A 17,085-nucleotide genomic window follows, 5' to 3' on the forward strand; every position below is an offset into this window, starting at 1 on the left:
GAGGAAGTGGCAAATGTCTCATTTCGATACGCTCATTACAAACATTGGCCAGCTTTTAACAATGGAAGGAAGCGGTCCGGCTAAAGGGGAGCAAATGAAAAAGCTCCCCGTGCTGGAGAATGCTGCGATTGGCTTGAAAGATGGAAAAATTGCGTTTATCGGAACAAATGAAGAAGCAAAAGGATTTCGCGCTGATCAAGTGATCGATGCAAACGGAAAGCTTGTAACGCCGGGGCTTGTTGACCCGCATACACATCTTGTGTTCGGCGGCTCCCGAGAGCATGAACTGGCCCTGAAACAGCAAGGCGTTCCATATTTAGAGATTTTAAAACGAGGCGGCGGCATTTTATCAACCGTACGGGCAACGAGAGCAGCAAGCGAAGAAGAACTTTTTGAAAAAGCGAAGTTTCATCTTGATCGGATGCTGTCTTACGGCGTGACAACCGTTGAGGCGAAAAGCGGCTACGGATTGAATGAAGAAACGGAACTCAAACAATTGCGAGTCGTTCAACGCCTTCAACAAGAACATCCGATCGACCTTGTCTCCACGTTTCTCGGCGCGCACGCGATTCCGCCGGAGCATAAAGACAATCCGGACGAGTTTCTTGAGCGGATGGCCGCCTTGCTTCATACCATTCAAAAAGAAGAGCTGGCCGAATTTGTCGATATTTTTTGCGAAACGGGCGTGTTTACGGTCGAGCAGTCGCGCGCGTTTTTACAAGCGGCAAAATCGCTTGGATTCGCCGTGAAAATTCACGCGGATGAAATCGAACCGCTTGGCGGAACGGAATTAGCGGTTGAACTGGGCGCGGTCAGCGGTGACCACCTTGTCGGCGCATCGGATGTTGGCATCGCGCAGCTGGCGAAGTCAAATACGATTGCTGTTTTGCTGCCGGGAACTTCGTTTTATTTAGCGAAAGAAAAATACGCAAGAGCGCGCGAGATGATTGAAGCGGGAGCGTCTGTTGCGCTGGCGACGGACTTCAATCCCGGAAGTTCGCCTACAGAAAATTTGCAGCTCATTATGTCATTAGCGGCCCTAAAGCTCAACATGACACCGGAAGAAATTTGGCATGCCGTCACGGTGAATGCCGCTTATGCGATTAACCGCGGGGAGGAAGCGGGACGCATCGCCATTGGCAGAAAGGCGGATATCGTCATTTGGGACGCACCGAATTATGCGTATGTTCCTTATCATTACGGAGTGAATCATGTCCACATGGTCTTAAAAGAAGGAAAAGTGGTGGTGAAAAAGGGGGGATACGATGTCAATGTTTCGCTTTCTTAAAGAAGCAGGGGGAGCTTTATTTCAAGACCGTCATGTCACAAAGGCAAATGAAATCTTGCAGAAGTGGAACGGAAATGAGGCGGGAGAGGTCTGCCTCATTGGAGCTCCTTTATCGAAGTCTTCGATCAGCCACTCGGGAGCGTCTTTTGCTCCGAGTGCCATCCGAAAAATGCTTTCTTCCTACACCACTTATTCCGTTGAGGAGAATATCGATTTAGCGGATATAAAGGTGACAGATTGCGGCGATATTTTGATGCATCCGACCGATCTTGTCCAATCTCAAGAGAGAATTGCTGAAACGATCGAACAAATCGTGACAGTCAATCCCGATTCGTTGTTACTGGTCCTTGGCGGAGATCATTCGATTAGCTACCCGGCGATTCGCGGATTCCGAAAGCGATGGGAGAAGGTCGGGGTCATTCAATTTGACGCCCATCACGATTTGCGCAATTTAGAAGACGGGGGGCCAACGAATGGTACGCCGTTTCGAAGTTTAATCGAGTCGGGAACATTGGATGGAAACCATCTGATTCAGATTGGCATCCGCGATTTTGCGAACAGCAAAGCGTATACGGAGTACGGAAAACAGAACGGGGTCACGATTTATACAATGAAAGACGTTCGCGAACGGCCCATCCAGGAGATTGTAAGGGAAAGCATTGAAAAACTGAAACAAGAAGTGGATGCGATTTACGTTTCGGTGGACATGGATGTTTTGGATCAAGCGTTCGCGCCGGGATGTCCCGCCATAGGTCCAGGCGGAATGGATAGCTATACGTTATTGGAAGCAATTGCTGCACTAGGAGAATATGGAATCGTCAAAGCAATGGATATCGTTGAAGTGGATCCGACCGTGGACTTTCGTGATATCACAAGCCGAACCGCCGCATGGGTGATCATGCAATTTTTAAAAGGAAAGAAAAAAGCCGGATGGATTTCATAAGCATGAAAGAGGATGCTTGAGGGGAGCATTCTCTTTTTCTGTTCATGGTGCTGGGCATCTAAGAAGGCACTGAAACAAAAAGGCTTCCCTCTTGTTGAGTGGAAGCAATTTAAGCGGTAAACTGATATATCCCGTTTTTTACCTGGACGGTCTTGTTTTCCGGCATTCCGGTTATTCCGCATAAAAACGGACGGTTGATAAGAGTATGGCCGATTGGAGCAGTGAGGCTTTTTGTTTCATACAAGCGGACCGCTATGTTCCCGATCGGAAGTTCGGAATAGGTGCCAAATTCATCCTTGCTTTGCGTTACAGACTGGCGAGGCACATCGAATAAATGGCAATATTTTTGCAATGACTCGTCAAGGTTGCTTACATTCATCCCAATATACGAAAGAGATGGCGATCCGATGCTGTGCTGCATAAGCGGTACCATTTCCTTCGCGCGGGCTTCTTCCGGTTCGCCCCATTGGATGAAAAACGGATAACGGCACGTATCATCTTGTTCGTCCTCGATAAACAGCATCGACCAGCTTAATACTTTGCCATCTTCACGTTTTCGGCTTCCGGCAAACGGACCAATCGGCTTTAGTCCTTTTGCCTGAATGTGGTCAATGACAGCATCCATATCATTTGTGCGGAATGCCAATTGTGAAAAGCCCTCCCCTTTATGGGAGTCTGCGACGATTTGCTGGATTAATACGTTGTCAGAAGCTTTCGCTTGATCAAAGTCCGTAAAGCCGATCCATTCAATGTAGCGCAGTCCGGTAAAGTAGTTTAGGCAGTTATATGTGCCCCAAGAAGGATGCTTTCCTCCGTTTATCGCATGAAATCCGATAAGCTGAAACGCGGTTTTCGCTTCTTCAGGGCTTTTTGTAAAATGGACGAGATGGTCAAATGTAATATTCATTTTGCCATTCCTCTCCCCCTTCAATATGGTTAAAATGAATATTTATTCCAATTCTAGTCTGCCTGTTCGGATTTATCAAGTAAATGGTTAGTGTAATCTCCATAGGAGATTTTGTATGATTGAATCATGGCAAATGTTGTTTTGCAAATGTTGCTTTAATGAAAGAAAGTTTGGTATCATCATAGTATTGTGGCAGGTCGAATTTGTTGGAGGTGAAAACGATGTCAAGAATTTCAATTGAACAAGTGAAACATGTGGCGCATTTGGCACGCTTAGCGATTACAGAAGAAGAAGCGGAAATGTTTACGAAGCAATTAGACGCGATTATTACATTTGCTGAACAATTAAACGAGCTGGATACAGAAAACGTTCCGCCAACTTCACACGTGCTCGATATGAAAAACGTCATGCGCGAAGATATCCCGACACCAGGACTTCCGCGTGAAGAAGTATTGAAAAACGCACCGGACCATCAAGACGGGCAATTCCGTGTACCAGCCATTTTAGAGTAAGGAGGGAAGAATCGATGGCTTTATTTGATCATAAGATTTCCGAATTACGTAGCCTATTACATAAAAGAGAAATTTCTGTCTCTGATTTAGTCGATGAATCGTTTAAACGGATCGCTGAAGTAGAAGACAAAGTGCAAGCGTTTTTAACGTTAGATGAAGAAAACGCTCGCCGCAAGGCAAAAGAACTAGACGAAAAACTAGCGACAGAAAAAGAATTCGGTTTGCTTTTCGGCATGCCGATTGGAATTAAAGACAACATTGTGACAAAAGGGCTTCGCACAACGTGTGCAAGTAAAATTTTATACAACTTTGATCCGATTTATGACGCAACCGTCATGCAGCGCTTGCATGAAGCCGATGCGATTACGATCGGAAAATTAAATATGGACGAGTTTGCGATGGGATCTTCAACAGAAAACTCTGGATTCCAAATAACTCGCAACCCTTGGGATCTTGAGCGCGTACCAGGAGGTTCCAGCGGCGGTTCTGCAGCAGCAGTCGCGGCAGGAGAAGTTCCGTTTGCGTTAGGTTCTGACACGGGCGGTTCAATTCGCCAACCAGCAGCGTTCTGCGGTGTTGTCGGTTTAAAACCTACATACGGACGCGTTTCTCGCTTCGGACTTGTCGCATTCGCATCTTCGCTCGACCAAATTGGACCAATTACACGCACAGTTGAAGATAACGCGTATTTGTTACAAGTGATCGCAGGTCTTGACCCAATGGATTCCACATCTGCGAACGTCGAGGTTCCAGACTATATATCCGCGTTAACAGGCGACATCAAAGGATTAAAAATCGCCGTGCCGAAAGAATATTTAGGCGAAGGTGTATCGGAAGAAGTTCGCCAATCTGTATTAGACGCGTTGAAAGTGCTCGAAAAACTTGGCGCAACATGGGAAGAAGTATCACTTCCGCATTCAAAATACGCATTGGCGACTTACTACTTACTCGCATCTTCTGAAGCATCCGCAAACCTTGCGCGCTTTGACGGCGTTCGTTACGGCTATCGCACAGAAAACGCGGAAAACTTAATCGATATGTACAAGAAAACGCGTAGCGAAGGATTCGGAAACGAAGTAAAACGCCGCATTATGCTCGGTACGTTCGCCTTAAGCTCTGGTTACTACGATGCGTACTACAAGAAGGCGCAAAAAGTGCGCACATTAATTAAACAAGACTTTGAGAAAGTATTTGAAAAATACGATGTCATCATTGGCCCAACAACGCCAACGCCAGCGTTCAAAATCGGCGAGAAAACAAGCGATCCATTAACCATGTATGCCAACGACATTTTAACGATTCCAGTGAACCTTGCGGGTGTGCCTGGAATCTCAATTCCATGCGGATTCGTCAATGGCTTGCCAGTAGGATTGCAAATCATCGGTAAACATTTCGATGAAAGCACGATCTATCGCGTTGCTCATGCGTTCGAACAAGCAACGGATTACCATAAACAAAAACCAGCGTTGTAAGGGGGTAAGAAGAATGAACTTTGAAATGGTCATCGGACTTGAAGTCCACGTCGAACTGAAAACAAAGTCAAAAATCTTTTCAAGCAGTCCAACCGACTTCGGAGCACCCCCAAACACTCAAACGAACGTCATTGACTTAGGTTATCCAGGGGTTCTCCCTGTTTTAAACAAACAAGCGGTCGAATATGCGATGAAAGCCGCAATGGCCCTCAACTGCGAGATTGCGACAGAAACGAAATTTGACCGCAAAAACTATTTTTATCCAGACAACCCGAAAGCGTACCAAATTTCGCAATATGACCAACCAATCGGCAGAAACGGTTGGATTGAAATCGAAGTGAACGGCAAAAAGAAAAAAATCGGCATTACGCGCATTCACCTTGAAGAAGATGCAGGTAAATTAACGCACACAGGCGACGGTTACTCATTAGTCGACTTCAACCGCCAAGGCACACCGTTGATTGAGATTGTTTCTGAGCCGGATATCCGTTCGCCAGAAGAAGCGTATGCGTATTTGGAAAAATTAAAATCAATCATCCAATATACAGGCGTATCCGATTGTAAAATGGAAGAAGGCTCGCTTCGCTGCGACGCGAACATCTCGCTTCGCCCAATCGGTTCCGACAAGTTCGGTACAAAAACAGAGTTGAAAAACTTAAACTCATTCAACTTCGTGCGCATGGGCTTGGAATACGAAGCGAAACGCCAAGAGAAAATCCTTCTCTCAGGCGGAGTCATCCAACAAGAAACACGCCGCTTTGACGAAGCGACAAAAACAACCGTGTTAATGCGCGTGAAGGAAGGTTCTGAAGACTATCGTTACTTCCCAGAACCAGACCTTGTGAAGCTTTATATTGACGACGAATGGAAAGAGCGCGTTCGCGCAACGATTCCAGAGCTTCCAGACCAACGGAAGAAGCGCTACATCGAGGAGCTCGGCTTGCCAGAGTACGATGCGAAAGTATTGACGCTCACGAAAGAAATGGCCGATTTCTTTGAAGCAACAGTCGCAAACGGCGCTGATCCGAAGCTTGCTTCCAACTGGCTCATGGTCGAAGTGTCCGCTTACTTAAATGCGGAACAAAAAGAGCTTCATGAAATCGCCTTAACACCAGAAAGCTTAGCTGGCATGATCAAGCTCATTCAAAACGGCACAATTTCTTCCAAAATTGCGAAGAAAGTATTTAAAGAGCTTGTCGAAAAAGGCGGAGACCCAGAAAAAATCGTTAAAGAAAAAGGTCTCGTGCAAATCTCCGACGAAGCAACATTGCGCAAAATCGTTCTTGAAGTACTCGATGCCAACCCACAATCCATCGAAGACTTCAAAAACGGAAAAGATCGCGCGCTTGGCTTCCTAGTCGGTCAAATTATGAAAGCGACAAAAGGACAAGCCAACCCGCCGCTTGTCAATAAGCTATTGTTAGAAGAAATTAATAAGCGATAAAATCAAACCCGCTGGCGATGACCAGCGGGTTTTTTTATTCTTCCATTATATTTGTCATCCATATTTGTTAAAGGTCCGGCGAATGTTGTCAAAAATTATTCTCAAATTTTGCAAAGAAAATGCACAAATGGTTGCTACATATGAATTTTGTAACCAATATATGCAGGGGGTGGTTGGATGAATATGACTCATTACATGGAGCTTTTAGCGGTGAATCAACCTTGGAATTTGATTTTGTTTATGGCTATTCCTGTTGTTCTTGCCGAGACCATTGCGGTAACAGAACTGGCGATCCTTTTTACGCGCCGTTTCGACGGAATGATGCGTAAAATTAATAAGATATGCAGCATCATCGTCGGTTTTTACTTTTTAGGAATTTTTATTTATTTGTTTGTTAATGCTGTCATTCCGTTTACAATGAATGGCGAATGGCGCGGATGGATCGATATCATTGCAGTAGGATTTTACTTAATGGGCGTCATTCCGTTATTCGGATTAAGCCTATTAGATTTAGGCATAGTGGGCCGAGGATGGAATGAGGAACAAAAATTGAAATACCACGCCATTTTTGTCGGCATCTTTTTGATTGTCGCCCATATTGCGATGATTTTTGGAATGCTCGATCCATCGCTTGGCGGCAACCACTCTCATCATATGAATATGTAAAAAATAAAAGAAACGGTGTGGCGTTCTGAAACGTCACACCGTTTTAAAAATTTTTAGGAATTCACTAATCGCTGCAGTGCGCTTTCGACTTTGAAAACGCGGGTGTTGAGAACTTGGAGGCTCGATTCGTGATCATCGATGGCAGGAAGTACTTTTTCATCGAGTGAGTTGGTGAGAGAGGTGGTTGTTCCGACTACATTGTGGATATCGAGTGCGAGAGAATCATATTTGGCAACCAATACTTCTTGACCGTGACGAATCGCTTCGCAAATGGCTTTTGTTTCATTTACTCTTGCTTCTAAGACCACCATGTTTTCTTCGACATTAGTTAAACGCTCTTTCACGTTAACCATTTCGTTTTCAACGTTAGATAGTCTTCCTTCCACATTAGCTAAACGTTCTTTGACACTAGCCATTTCGCTTTCGAGGTTAGTTAAACGTTCTTTCACGCCAGCCATTTCGCTTTCGACGTTAGATAGTCTTTCTTCTACATTGTTTAATCGATTTTCTACATTGTTTAGTCGCTCTTCCACGTTTGTTAATCGATTTTCTACGTTGCTTAGTCGCTCTTCTACGTTTGTCAATCGATTTTCTACATTTGTTAATCGTTCTTCTACGTTTGTCATTCGCTTTTCGAGATTTTCAACACGGTTGCTTAACGTTTGAACGTCGCTGCGTGTCAGTTTGACCTCTTGGAGAATTTGTTGCAACATCGCCTCTACCATTTTTTTCACCACCTTTCAAAGGACAAGTCATTTTCATTATATCATGACGGTTTTACAGTTGGTGAAAAAAGATGTAGAAAAATGGTATAATGTGGCGAATAGAAAAGAATTGGTCATGATTGAGATGTGAAAACCGAGAAAAAATGAGATGGAATGATGGGAAAAGGGAAGGGTGATTGGGGAGGGGGGATAGAAAACATTTGTCGTCGACCTCTAATTGTGTAAAAACTCTGGGGGATCGACGACAGTTTTGAAAAGATGGATAGAAACAAAAAATCTTTTTATGGTATTATTTTTATAGTTTTTATCTTAACTATGAGGTCCATAGTTCCCCTGAGATTATTGCTGTGATATGATGATGGGATATTGAAGAAGCGATTAACACACGTCATAGTTCCCCTGAGATTATTGCTGTGATATGATATTGAACAGAATACAAAGCGCTTTTCCAGGTCATAGTTCCCCTGAGATTATTGCTGTGATATGATTATCAATGAGTGCAAAGAATTAATTGATCTGTCATAGTTCCCCTGAGATTATTGCTGTGATATGATTTTCCAGCGACTTTTCAAATGAAAGGTGGGTCATAGTTCCCCTGAGATTATTGCTGTGATATGATCGAAGAGGAAGAAGAAAGAGCGAAAGAGGAGTCATAGTTCCCCTGAGATTATTGCTGTGATATGATAAATTTGTCTTATGATGATTTGTATGATGAGTCATAGTTCCCCTGAGATTATTGCTGTGATATGATCCAGATTCGGTAGATAGTGTAAGAAAAATTGTCATAGTTCCCCTGAGATTATTGCTGTGATATGATAGTGGATTGAGAACGAAATCAAAGACGAATGTCATAGTTCCCCTGAGATTATTGCTGTGATATGATAAAATCTTTTTCTCGAAAATCAGGTTCAAAGTCATAGTTCCCCTGAGATTATTGCTGTGATATGATCAAAGATGTAGCAACTTATCATCCTGAAAAGTCATAGTTCCCCTGAGATTATTGCTGTGATATGATTTCTAGTTTTGCGACGCTCAAAATCGAAGTGTCATAGTTCCCCTGAGATTATTGCTGTGATATGATCGCGCCAAACGGCGTTGCAACGCTAGGACCGTCATAGTTCCCCTGAGATTATTGCTGTGATATGATTAATGCCTTGCGCGAATAATTCCTGGATAAGTCATAGTTCCCCTGAGATTATTGCTGTGATATGATAGTATTGTTAATGTTATACCGCGCATTAGGGTCATAGTTCCCCTGAGATTATTGCTGTGATATGATATAATTCCGTCGTCGTTCCGTTGTTGTCGGTCATAGTTCCCCTGAGATTATTGCTGTGATATGATACGTATGCTAAAAAGCCTGTATCCCCAAGGATTACAGGCTTTTTAACTCTTAAAAAAGTGATTCGTTACAGAAATTTTTGTTAGTATGCGTTACTTTTTTAAAAAAGAGTTAATTGTGTTGACTTTAACGTTTTTTCTCTTGGTGTAGGTTCTCCTAAAAGTAGCTGCATTTTTGCATATTGCTTTTCTGTCACTATCATCGCCCGAATTGATCCTTGAGGAGGTAAGTTTCTTTTTAATCTTGTTAAATGTTTATCAGCTGCTTCGTGACCGTTACAAATGCGGCTATACACTGAAAACTGTAACATGTCGTATCCTTCGTTTAATAAGAACGTACGAAAACGTCTATATTCACGTTTCTCCCTTTTTGTGATAACTGGTAAATCGAAAAATACGAGTAATCTCATAAATTTACTCATATACGTGTAATTTGATCGGGAGAAGTTCCGGCAGTTTTAAAAACGAAGGATTTTGGTTTCGGCTCGCCGTTACGAAGCTTTTGATCATTTCTTCAATTGCGTTTGATACAGTTAGCTTTTCACCATTTATTAGTATATCCACATTGGTCAAATTATATAAATCTGCCCTGATTGTTGAAGAAAATTCATCATCATGTGAAATATTTTTGGCAACGTATAGATCAACTAGTGGGCGAAGTACCTCCATAAAATCATCGGCTAGGTTAAATGAATTTAATTCATTATCATGGTAAATCCCTAAACAAGGAAAGAAGCCATAGTTAACCAACGATCTCGCAACAATTCCACGCATAATGGCGTATCCGTAGTTTAAAGCAATATTAAGTGTATTGTCGCTTCGGCGAGTGAATTGGCTGCCAAATAAGTATTGAAAATATTTTTTTGCTCCGTATGCCTCACGGTTGTTCGTATCTCCAGAATCAACGGTTTTACTGATTCGGTAAATCTCTTCTGCCCCATCTTTAGTTAAGAACTCCAAACATTTTCCTTGATTAATTAGTTTTTGAACAACAATTTGTTGCCATATTCGCTTTTTAAAAGGCTTTGAAAAAGCGTACTGCATGTGCAGTACGCTTAATTGTCTTGAGTGTTTCTGAAATGAATTGAGCACTCCGTTTGGTAAGCGTTTTTGATCACATGTAAATAAGGTAATGTTATATTCAGCCATTTTACTAAGTGCAACAGATGTAATGGTCACAGCAGGTTCTTCAATTACAATGGAACATAAGTCTTCTAATGGGACAGAAATTTTCTCTTCTTGTTCAATGACTAACTGATTGTAACGAATTGATAGTTTGCTTGGCTTTCTGATTAATAGGTGTCGCCAACCCAACCCTCTTTTCTCCTTTCACTTTATAGATGTTCCCAAGAACATCCACTTGATATTTCTCGAATCGTTTGAGGGTTTTTGAACCAATGCCTTCGAGAAGGAAGCTATTATCATGACTAACTAGATATAGTCCGCCATTTGAAGAATGGATCGTTCTATAGTAGACAAAGATGTCTTTTATTTTTACTTCCTCACCTAATGTGTTTTTAATTGTTTTTTCTTTTGGGAGCTCAATTCTTACTAAGTCATTTGGGTAAAGGCTAAACTTAAATGTGTAATCTTCGGTCATTTCCTTCCATTCAGAATATGGTTTATTGGCTTCGATTGCTCTATTTGGGAGAATTCCCTTCATTATGTCCATTGTGTAGACAGGGACGCAATAATACTTCCCATCTTTTTCAAACACATCTGTTCTCACAATATTGCTGTTATACACGGCGGCTTTTCCATCATTTAATTTTATAACTTGATTTTTTGTATCGATGATTTTAACCGTTCGGATAATTGGTCCAGGTTCCCCGTTCTTTTTCGGTTTATATAGTGGTTCTTGAAAGGCTTTTTTCGGATCATTGTTATGTTCGAGCAATCTTTGGCGAATGGCTTCGTATGTTCGTGGATCGCTTTCTTTCCCATACATTGGGAAATGACCGTCTTTGTCTAGTTTAATATCAGATAGTTTTGTTTTTACAGCGGTCTGGATTTTGCCACTACGTTCGTCAATCCCAACATATGTGCGTAACGTTTCTTGATGGGCTGCCCCAGTGACGCTTCGTTTCGGCATTCGGGATACAAAAATCGGCTGCAACGATTCGAGTTTCTTACTATCATAATTTCCGAGATTTAAAGCTTTTATACTTTCTTTTGGAAATTTTGATAGTCTTGCTTTTAGTTCATCTGCAAAATTAGGCCAAGGTTGAGGGAAGTGTGGCTCTTTTTTCTTGGACACCTCTTTGTTTTCTTCTCTTGTTTTATAAAATTCGGTGATTTTTTCAATCATCCATGGAGAAGCACAAGCAACTATAACAGCATCTAATGCATGGTGTAAATCTGATTCTTCACGATTTTTGTTAAAATCCCATCGGCTCCGAAGATGCGCTGTAATTTTTCCGCTTACCGTATAAACTTTCTTCCGATCATCGCTTTCAGCAAACTTCAAATGTTCTTTAATGAAATTGGCAAAAAATCTTGAAATGTATCTCGTATCATTTAGATTGCGCTCTTTGAATTCTTTTTCTTCGGTTTCTTTATAATGCAAACGAAGCAAATTTTGCTTTTTCTTTTTCGAAAATTGTTTATTAGTGAGTACAAACGCTTCGTATTTATTCCAACGTTCTGTACCGATCCCAAGATATTCAGCAGGAATTCGGTTTCCTTTTTGTCGATTTTCCCGTGTCAATACAAGTACTTTATTAGCGTAGCTGTCGTCTAAGCTTCGACTATAAGGCAAAATATGATCAACTTCTGTATAACCAGGTTCCAGTAAGCGTTCTAACTCAATCGGGTCAAGAGAATACATACATCTTCCTTGTTGTTCACTCCAAAGTTTAAATTTGACAATATCTAAACCTGTTGGATTTTTTGTTAATCCATATTCCATAAGTTGTCTAATAGCTGTTTCGTTTTTCTTTCGATTTTCCATTTGATCTTTTTGTATTTTTTTTCGTTCGTCAAATGAATGTGATAAATCGCGAGCAAGCTCAATATGAATGGATACAGGTGAACCATATTTTTTAATAATCGCGTTGACCACTTTACGAGCCTGTGTTAAAGCTCGCATTACAACAGGGTTAGCGATGTTTGGAATGGTAGGCAATAGCAACGTTTTTTCTTTTTTCTTCGGACCAGTAAAATCGTATCCAGCTAATTCACATGCTCTTGAATATACCTCTCCTTGTTCTAGGTAAGGAAGGATTTTACGAATGGCCTTGATTGAAAGATGGCCAAATTTTGAAAATGATAAATTGAGTAGTTCTTCAATCAATTGCTCTTCATAAACTTTATTAGCAAAATTAGGTATGTGCTTACCATCTTTTTGTATATATTCATTTCGTAAATAAGCATAAATATCCGCATCATCTTTGAATATCGTGAGCGCATAGCCAAATGTATCAAAATCAGTTTCATCAAACATCTTTACGGCATCTTTACCATAAACATTTTCTAAGCATTTGCGAACTTTATGATAGGCATCTAATTCTAAAAAGCGAATATTTTCAATTTGTTTGAGAGGGGTGTCAGGATCATAAAGAATTCCTTTAAAATATGTGTCATCGGATAGATTAAGTAATTTGCGAATATCATGATATGTGATTTTATTTTTTAAAAATGCTTGTTCGTATAAAAGATGCCGTTCTGATTCAGTCAAAGGACGTATGTCGTTTTGGGAAACTAAACGTAATTTGTTGATGTGCTCCCAAGCGATAAAGGATTGGAATGTGTACGTTGCTTTTGGAGTACGTTTTTCTTTTGGTTCAAATGTACAAAAACCAACTTTTTTCTCGATATCATCTTTTGAAGCAAAAGGTCTTTGCGATGCCCAGATTTTTAAATATTCCTTTTCTAGATGTTTCGTGCAAACAGGATTATTGAACTCGCGTTGTTTCTCAAAAATAATTTTTATTTCTTGTTCCAGGTCATCTCTAGCAATCATATTTGTATAACTATCTGATTTATTGCGTTTATGTTCAGCAAACTTTACGTCTTTCACAATCATCTCTGCCACTGTTCGATAGTAAGCTAAAATTGAACGGTTTTCCTCTATATTTTTCAACAGTTCACTGCTTTCCTTGCTGTTGCGTTCGCTTTTCCGATTTGACTTAAAACCTCTCCATTTTGCGAGATGAAGAAGCACTCGAGCAAGTTCTTCATTGTTCAATTTTCTTTCTAAAGCATCTACACGTAACTGCCATACATCGACTAAGTTTTTTTGTTGGAACAATTGTTCCATTTCTTCTTTAGTTAGAATATTTTCTCGAATGAGCAGACGACGAATCCGTTCAAGCCGATGTTTTCTGCGACGAAGGCGCCTTCTTGCGGAGCGGGCAAGTCGTCGAGGAAGTGCTAAAGATTCTCCGTTTTGTGGATGCTCTGCTTTATCAAATATACGAACCCCCAAATCCTCAATTCTTTTCTGATCAAGGTTAATCACTGCCCAGCCCACGGATGCAATTCCAATGTCTAAACCAATTTTGTAGTTCATCTACTTATTCCTCTCCCTTTTATATATATGTAATAAAAAAGACCTCAGCATTTCGCTAAGGTCTAAGTTCGCATAGAAATGGGGAGTGCCCATTATAGGGCTAAAGGCGATCCCCAACGCCGCGGGTCATTTCTACCCCTGAAGTAGAAAGCCCTTATCATAGTAACCCTGAGATCATTGCTGTGATATGATCTTGTTTTCATGATAAATTATTTATTTGGAAAATTCAACAATAATTTCACATTAATGTTAAAAATTTTAGGTAGTTTCTTCATTGTACAAGAATTAAATTATAAATTAATTAAGAATAACAAAGTAAAGACATAGATTTTGTAAAACAACCAAGTATCAATAGGAAGATTATATTGGAAAAGAAGATTGTATCATCAAAACCCCCTCGCGTTACGCAAGGGGGCATCTATATAAAAGGGGGAACTCATCATTTAGCTTCTTTTAGTTGTTCGAGTTCTTTTTCCACTTCGTTTTGAAGCGGAAGGGTGTGCAAGGCTTTGTATGATTCGTATAGGTAGCTGCTTGCTTTTGCTTCGGCTTCGAGGGCGAGGATGCGTTCTTCCATGCGCGCAAAGCCTTTTAAGGCGTGTTCTGGGTTAAAGGAAATGAGCGATGCGTTGATGTCTTTAATCGCTTGGGCGGCGTTGGCGCGAGCGATTAAGTCGAGTTGTTTTGCTTTTAGTTCTTCGTATTTTTCGTGTAATTGTTTCAGTTGTTCGGTTAAGTAGGTTGTTTTTTCTTTCAATGTTTCGTATTGTTGTTTATATAGGGCAAGTTTTTTCTCGTAGGCGATTTTTTCTTGTAAGGCCATTTTGGCGATGGCCTCTTCATTTTTCTCGACTGCGAGTTTGGCTTGACGCGCGCGTTTTTCAATCATTTCTTCCGCTTGTTGGATGAGTTGTTCATAGCGCCGTTCGATGGCGAATTGTTGTGCGAGTGCGCGTTGAGCCTTCTCCATTTGTTCCTCCAATTCGCGAAGGTATTGTTTTGTCATGCTGATTGGGTCTTCTAATTTGTCGATGAGATCATGCAAATCGGCAAGCATGACGTTTTTGACTCGTTTGAAAAGCCCCATTTGTTACTCCTCCTTTTGAATTTTCTTTTCCCATTCATCTAAAAAGTCTCGTTTCATTGTTGGTGCTGTCGATAATGTCCATTCTTCCGCTAAAGTGCTGCTGAAAGACTCCTGTTTCTTTTTCTTGTACAAAACGTAAGCGGCGAATAGAGCGAGTGGAATAAGCAAGATTTTTGGCAGAAGCGCCACCAATCCGGCTCCCATCACTCCAAGTCCGACCCACTTCCATCCGCTGTTGGCGGTTTTCCAGATGATCCAGCCGATGATGATCATCGTCAATTGGATGAGAAGCGGGAACCATCCGAATATCATCATTCTGCCTGGATGCATCATTCCGCCTCGTGGACCGTGATGGAAGTGATGACCACCGAATGGACCGTGATGATGAGGCATTTCCATCATTGGCGCCCCGATCATTCTGCCGCCAAATCCGACAAACATTCCCACGATATGCATGGCCCCGAAAGCGATGACGGCTAAAAGAAGAAGCAGCAAGATCGTTCTCTTTTTCACTTTTTCACCTCCTTAGCTTGTTTACACTTTGGATTGTAGAAAAGAAAAAAGAAAATTAGATGAAAAATAAGGGGATGAAAGAAATTTTTTGGACAAAAAGAAAAAAGGCACTTTTCGCTGTGAAAAGCACCTTTTTCTCATCAAAAAGGAATGCGGACAATAAATTCGGTTCCTTTTCCGACTTCGCTTTTAACGTCAATGCGTCCTTGATGGGCATCGACAATCCATTTGGCGATCGATAAACCGAGGCCATGGCCGCCATGCTGGCGCGTGCGCGCTTTGTCGGCGCGATAGAAGCGATCGAAAATTCGTCCGATGTCTTCGCGCGAAATGCCAATGCCTGTGTCTTTGACCGAAATGATAAGCAAGCGTTGTTGTTTGTGAGGGACAACATCGAGCTTTAACGAGACCTCTCCGCCATCTGGCGTGTATTTGATCGCATTATCAAGCAAAATGTATAAAAGCTGCGTTAATTTATCGGCATCCCCGACGACGGTGACCGATGGCGGCGCGTCAAAATGGAGGCTAATTTCTTTTTTCATCGCCAGTTCTTCCAGCGATTGCAATGTTCGTTCCGCATGTGGACGAAAATCAAAGGTTTCCTTCACTAACTCGAGAGCGGCGTGCTCTGAATCAGAGCGAGCGAGCGTCAATAAGTCATTGATGAGCTTTGTCATTCGTTTCACTTCATCGCGCAGTCGATGCAATATTTTTTGGCTGAAGTCGTTCGTTGTGATTTCTTCGTCCATCGTTAGCGCTTCGATGGAGGAGAAAATGACGCTTAACGGTGTGCGCAGTTCGTGAGAGGCGTTCGCGACAAATTCGCGTTGCCGATTGTATGCTTCCTGAATCGGAACGAGCGCACGTTTGGACATGAAATGACTGAACAACACCGCAACGCCAATAAAGGCAATGGCTAGTCCGCCAAGAATGAAACGCAACCATTTAAACATTCGGAAAAATGAAGTGACATCCATTCCGACGTATAACACGCCGACAAGATGATTGCGAATGAAGATTGGACGAGCGGCGGTGAGCAGCTTTAATTCAAATGAGCGAAAGCGCGAAAATTGATGCATGTGCCGCGGAACGGCGACATCCATATATTTCAGTTCGTTTTCTTCCGGCGTCCAATTTTGTAATGTAGATAAAAGGGCGGGGCGCAATCCTTTATGGACTTCGTCGCCCATGATGAGCTGTCCGCGCGTATTGATGACATAAAAAAAGAATTGATCTTCACTTAAAAAAATGACGTTTTGATCATCCATCCATCCGAGAGCTGCTTGTTCAATCAAAATTTCTTCGATCGCTTTCATTTCCTGATCGGCTAAGCTGTTGATTCGGCGCTCTTGGTCGTTGGTCATGATCGCATAAAGAAGGGAAGAGACGATCGCGATAAAGACGATTAAAAAAATCATTAATAGACCGCTATAAAGCATGGTTAAGCGCCATTGCGTGCGCCGAAACATATCATGCTTGTTTTTAAAAAGGAAGGAACAAAGTTTAGTCTTCAATTTTATACCCCACCCCGCGCACCGTTTTAATGATGCTTTGTTCGTGATCTTCACCGAGTTTTTTTCTTGGCTCTGTTAAATTTTATTGTTGATATTTTACTAAAGAAAAAGACCGATTTTTTCGGTCTTTTTGTGTGTCCTGTTTCAAAAATTTTTTCGTTAA

Annotated in this window: 14 protein-coding genes and 1 CRISPR repeat array; of the genes, 6 read left to right on the top strand and 8 right to left on the bottom strand. The window is 41.7% G+C overall.

Annotated elements, in window-relative coordinates; all coding sequences use genetic code 11:
* The first annotated feature begins 13 nt into the window (after window positions 1–13).
* Both hutI and hutG read left to right on the top strand, forming a co-directional pair.
* Window positions 14–1,288, top strand: a complete 1,275-nt coding sequence (gene hutI, locus EDD69_RS14075; RefSeq protein ID WP_132949546.1) for an imidazolonepropionase — start codon at window positions 14–16, stop codon at window positions 1,286–1,288.
* A complete protein-coding gene (gene hutG / locus EDD69_RS14080; RefSeq protein WP_424565371.1) occupies window positions 1,266–2,231 on the top strand; it encodes a formimidoylglutamase in 966 nt (321 codons plus the stop codon). The genes hutI and hutG overlap by 23 nt, the downstream gene beginning before the upstream one ends.
* 109 nt (window positions 2,232–2,340) lie before the next feature.
* On the opposite strand, the gene EDD69_RS14085 is transcribed toward hutG, so the two are convergent.
* Entirely contained in the window at window positions 2,341–3,138 is a 798-nt protein-coding gene (locus tag EDD69_RS14085; protein ID WP_132949547.1) for a VOC family protein, read from the bottom strand.
* 221 nt (window positions 3,139–3,359) lie between these two features.
* Here EDD69_RS14085 and gatC point away from each other — a divergent pair, with 221 nt between their 5' ends.
* The 4 genes from gatC to EDD69_RS14105 all read left to right on the top strand — a co-directional run bounded on the left by gatC (window position 3,360) and on the right by EDD69_RS14105 (window position 7,232).
* Window positions 3,360–3,650, top strand: a complete 291-nt coding sequence (gatC, locus tag EDD69_RS14090; protein ID WP_132949548.1) for an Asp-tRNA(Asn)/Glu-tRNA(Gln) amidotransferase subunit GatC — start codon at window positions 3,360–3,362, stop codon at window positions 3,648–3,650.
* Between the two features lie 14 nt (window positions 3,651–3,664).
* On the top strand, window positions 3,665–5,122 hold the full coding sequence (gene gatA / locus EDD69_RS14095) for an Asp-tRNA(Asn)/Glu-tRNA(Gln) amidotransferase subunit GatA (RefSeq protein ID WP_132949549.1): 1,458 nt from the start codon (window positions 3,665–3,667) through the stop codon (window positions 5,120–5,122).
* Window positions 5,123–5,135: 13 nt separating this feature from the next.
* Window positions 5,136–6,566 (top strand): Asp-tRNA(Asn)/Glu-tRNA(Gln) amidotransferase subunit GatB, encoded by a 1,431-nt coding sequence (gatB, locus tag EDD69_RS14100; protein WP_132949550.1) that lies wholly within the window; start codon window positions 5,136–5,138, stop codon window positions 6,564–6,566.
* A gap of 177 nt (window positions 6,567–6,743) precedes the next feature.
* Window positions 6,744–7,232 carry a DUF6803 family protein gene (locus tag EDD69_RS14105; RefSeq protein ID WP_132949551.1) on the top strand — a complete coding sequence of 163 codons (489 nt, stop codon included), beginning with the start codon at window positions 6,744–6,746 and terminating at the stop codon, window positions 7,230–7,232.
* A gap of 53 nt (window positions 7,233–7,285) precedes the next feature.
* Here the strand turns inward: EDD69_RS14105 and EDD69_RS14110 are convergent, their stop codons facing one another.
* The 7 genes from EDD69_RS14110 to EDD69_RS14140 all read right to left on the bottom strand — a co-directional run bounded on the left by EDD69_RS14110 (window position 7,286) and on the right by EDD69_RS14140 (window position 16,877).
* Entirely contained in the window at window positions 7,286–7,957 is a 672-nt protein-coding gene (locus tag EDD69_RS14110) for a hypothetical protein (protein WP_132949552.1), read from the bottom strand.
* A gap of 321 nt (window positions 7,958–8,278) precedes the next feature.
* Window positions 8,279–9,301: direct repeats of the CRISPR family, unit length 36 nt; unit sequence GTCATAGTTCCCCTGAGATTATTGCTGTGATATGAT.
* 98 nt (window positions 9,302–9,399) lie between these two features.
* The gene (gene cas2, locus EDD69_RS14115) at window positions 9,400–9,708 is read right to left on the bottom strand and encodes a CRISPR-associated endonuclease Cas2 (protein ID WP_132949553.1); all 309 of its coding nucleotides are present in this window, start codon (window positions 9,706–9,708) and stop codon (window positions 9,400–9,402) included.
* A gap of 4 nt (window positions 9,709–9,712) precedes the next feature.
* Entirely contained in the window at window positions 9,713–10,612 is a 900-nt protein-coding gene (gene cas1 / locus EDD69_RS14120; protein WP_132949554.1) for a type II CRISPR-associated endonuclease Cas1, read from the bottom strand.
* The gene (gene cas9, locus EDD69_RS14125) at window positions 10,542–13,808 is read right to left on the bottom strand and encodes a type II CRISPR RNA-guided endonuclease Cas9 (RefSeq protein WP_132949555.1); all 3,267 of its coding nucleotides are present in this window, start codon (window positions 13,806–13,808) and stop codon (window positions 10,542–10,544) included. The genes cas1 and cas9 overlap by 71 nt, the downstream gene beginning before the upstream one ends.
* A 439-nt stretch (window positions 13,809–14,247) precedes the next feature.
* Window positions 14,248–14,895: a PspA/IM30 family protein gene (locus EDD69_RS14130; protein WP_132949556.1), complete on the bottom strand. Its 648-nt coding sequence runs from the start codon at window positions 14,893–14,895 to the stop codon at window positions 14,248–14,250.
* Between the two features lie 3 nt (window positions 14,896–14,898).
* Window positions 14,899–15,408, bottom strand: a complete 510-nt coding sequence (locus EDD69_RS14135) for a hypothetical protein (protein WP_132949557.1) — start codon at window positions 15,406–15,408, stop codon at window positions 14,899–14,901.
* A 140-nt stretch (window positions 15,409–15,548) separates the two neighbouring features.
* A complete protein-coding gene (locus EDD69_RS14140) occupies window positions 15,549–16,877 on the bottom strand; it encodes a sensor histidine kinase (protein ID WP_424565372.1) in 1,329 nt (442 codons plus the stop codon).
* Window positions 16,878–17,085: the final 208 nt, after the last annotated feature.

Source organism: Thermolongibacillus altinsuensis (genome assembly GCF_004341205.1).
Taxonomy (GTDB): Bacteria; Bacillota; Bacilli; order Bacillales; family Anoxybacillaceae; genus Thermolongibacillus; species Thermolongibacillus altinsuensis.

Bases quoted from the DNA above. Each gene is read 5' to 3' on its own strand.
- hutI (WP_132949546.1), top strand. From the start codon at position 14: ATGTCTCATTTCGATACGCTCATTACAAACATTGGCCAGCTTTTAACA.
- hutG (WP_424565371.1), top strand. From the start codon at position 1,266: ATGTCAATGTTTCGCTTTCTTAAAGAAGCAGGGGGAGCTTTATTTCAA.
- EDD69_RS14085 (WP_132949547.1), bottom strand. From the start codon at position 3,138: ATGAATATTACATTTGACCATCTCGTCCATTTTACAAAAAGCCCTGAA.
- gatC (WP_132949548.1), top strand. From the start codon at position 3,360: ATGTCAAGAATTTCAATTGAACAAGTGAAACATGTGGCGCATTTGGCA.
- gatA (WP_132949549.1), top strand. From the start codon at position 3,665: ATGGCTTTATTTGATCATAAGATTTCCGAATTACGTAGCCTATTACAT.
- gatB (WP_132949550.1), top strand. From the start codon at position 5,136: ATGAACTTTGAAATGGTCATCGGACTTGAAGTCCACGTCGAACTGAAA.
- EDD69_RS14105 (WP_132949551.1), top strand. From the start codon at position 6,744: ATGAATATGACTCATTACATGGAGCTTTTAGCGGTGAATCAACCTTGG.
- EDD69_RS14110 (WP_132949552.1), bottom strand. From the start codon at position 7,957: ATGGTAGAGGCGATGTTGCAACAAATTCTCCAAGAGGTCAAACTGACA.
- cas2 (WP_132949553.1), bottom strand. From the start codon at position 9,708: ATGAGATTACTCGTATTTTTCGATTTACCAGTTATCACAAAAAGGGAG.
- cas9 (WP_132949555.1), bottom strand. From the start codon at position 13,808: ATGAACTACAAAATTGGTTTAGACATTGGAATTGCATCCGTGGGCTGG.
- EDD69_RS14130 (WP_132949556.1), bottom strand. From the start codon at position 14,895: ATGGGGCTTTTCAAACGAGTCAAAAACGTCATGCTTGCCGATTTGCAT.
- EDD69_RS14140 (WP_424565372.1), bottom strand. From the start codon at position 16,877: ATGTTTCGGCGCACGCAATGGCGCTTAACCATGCTTTATAGCGGTCTA.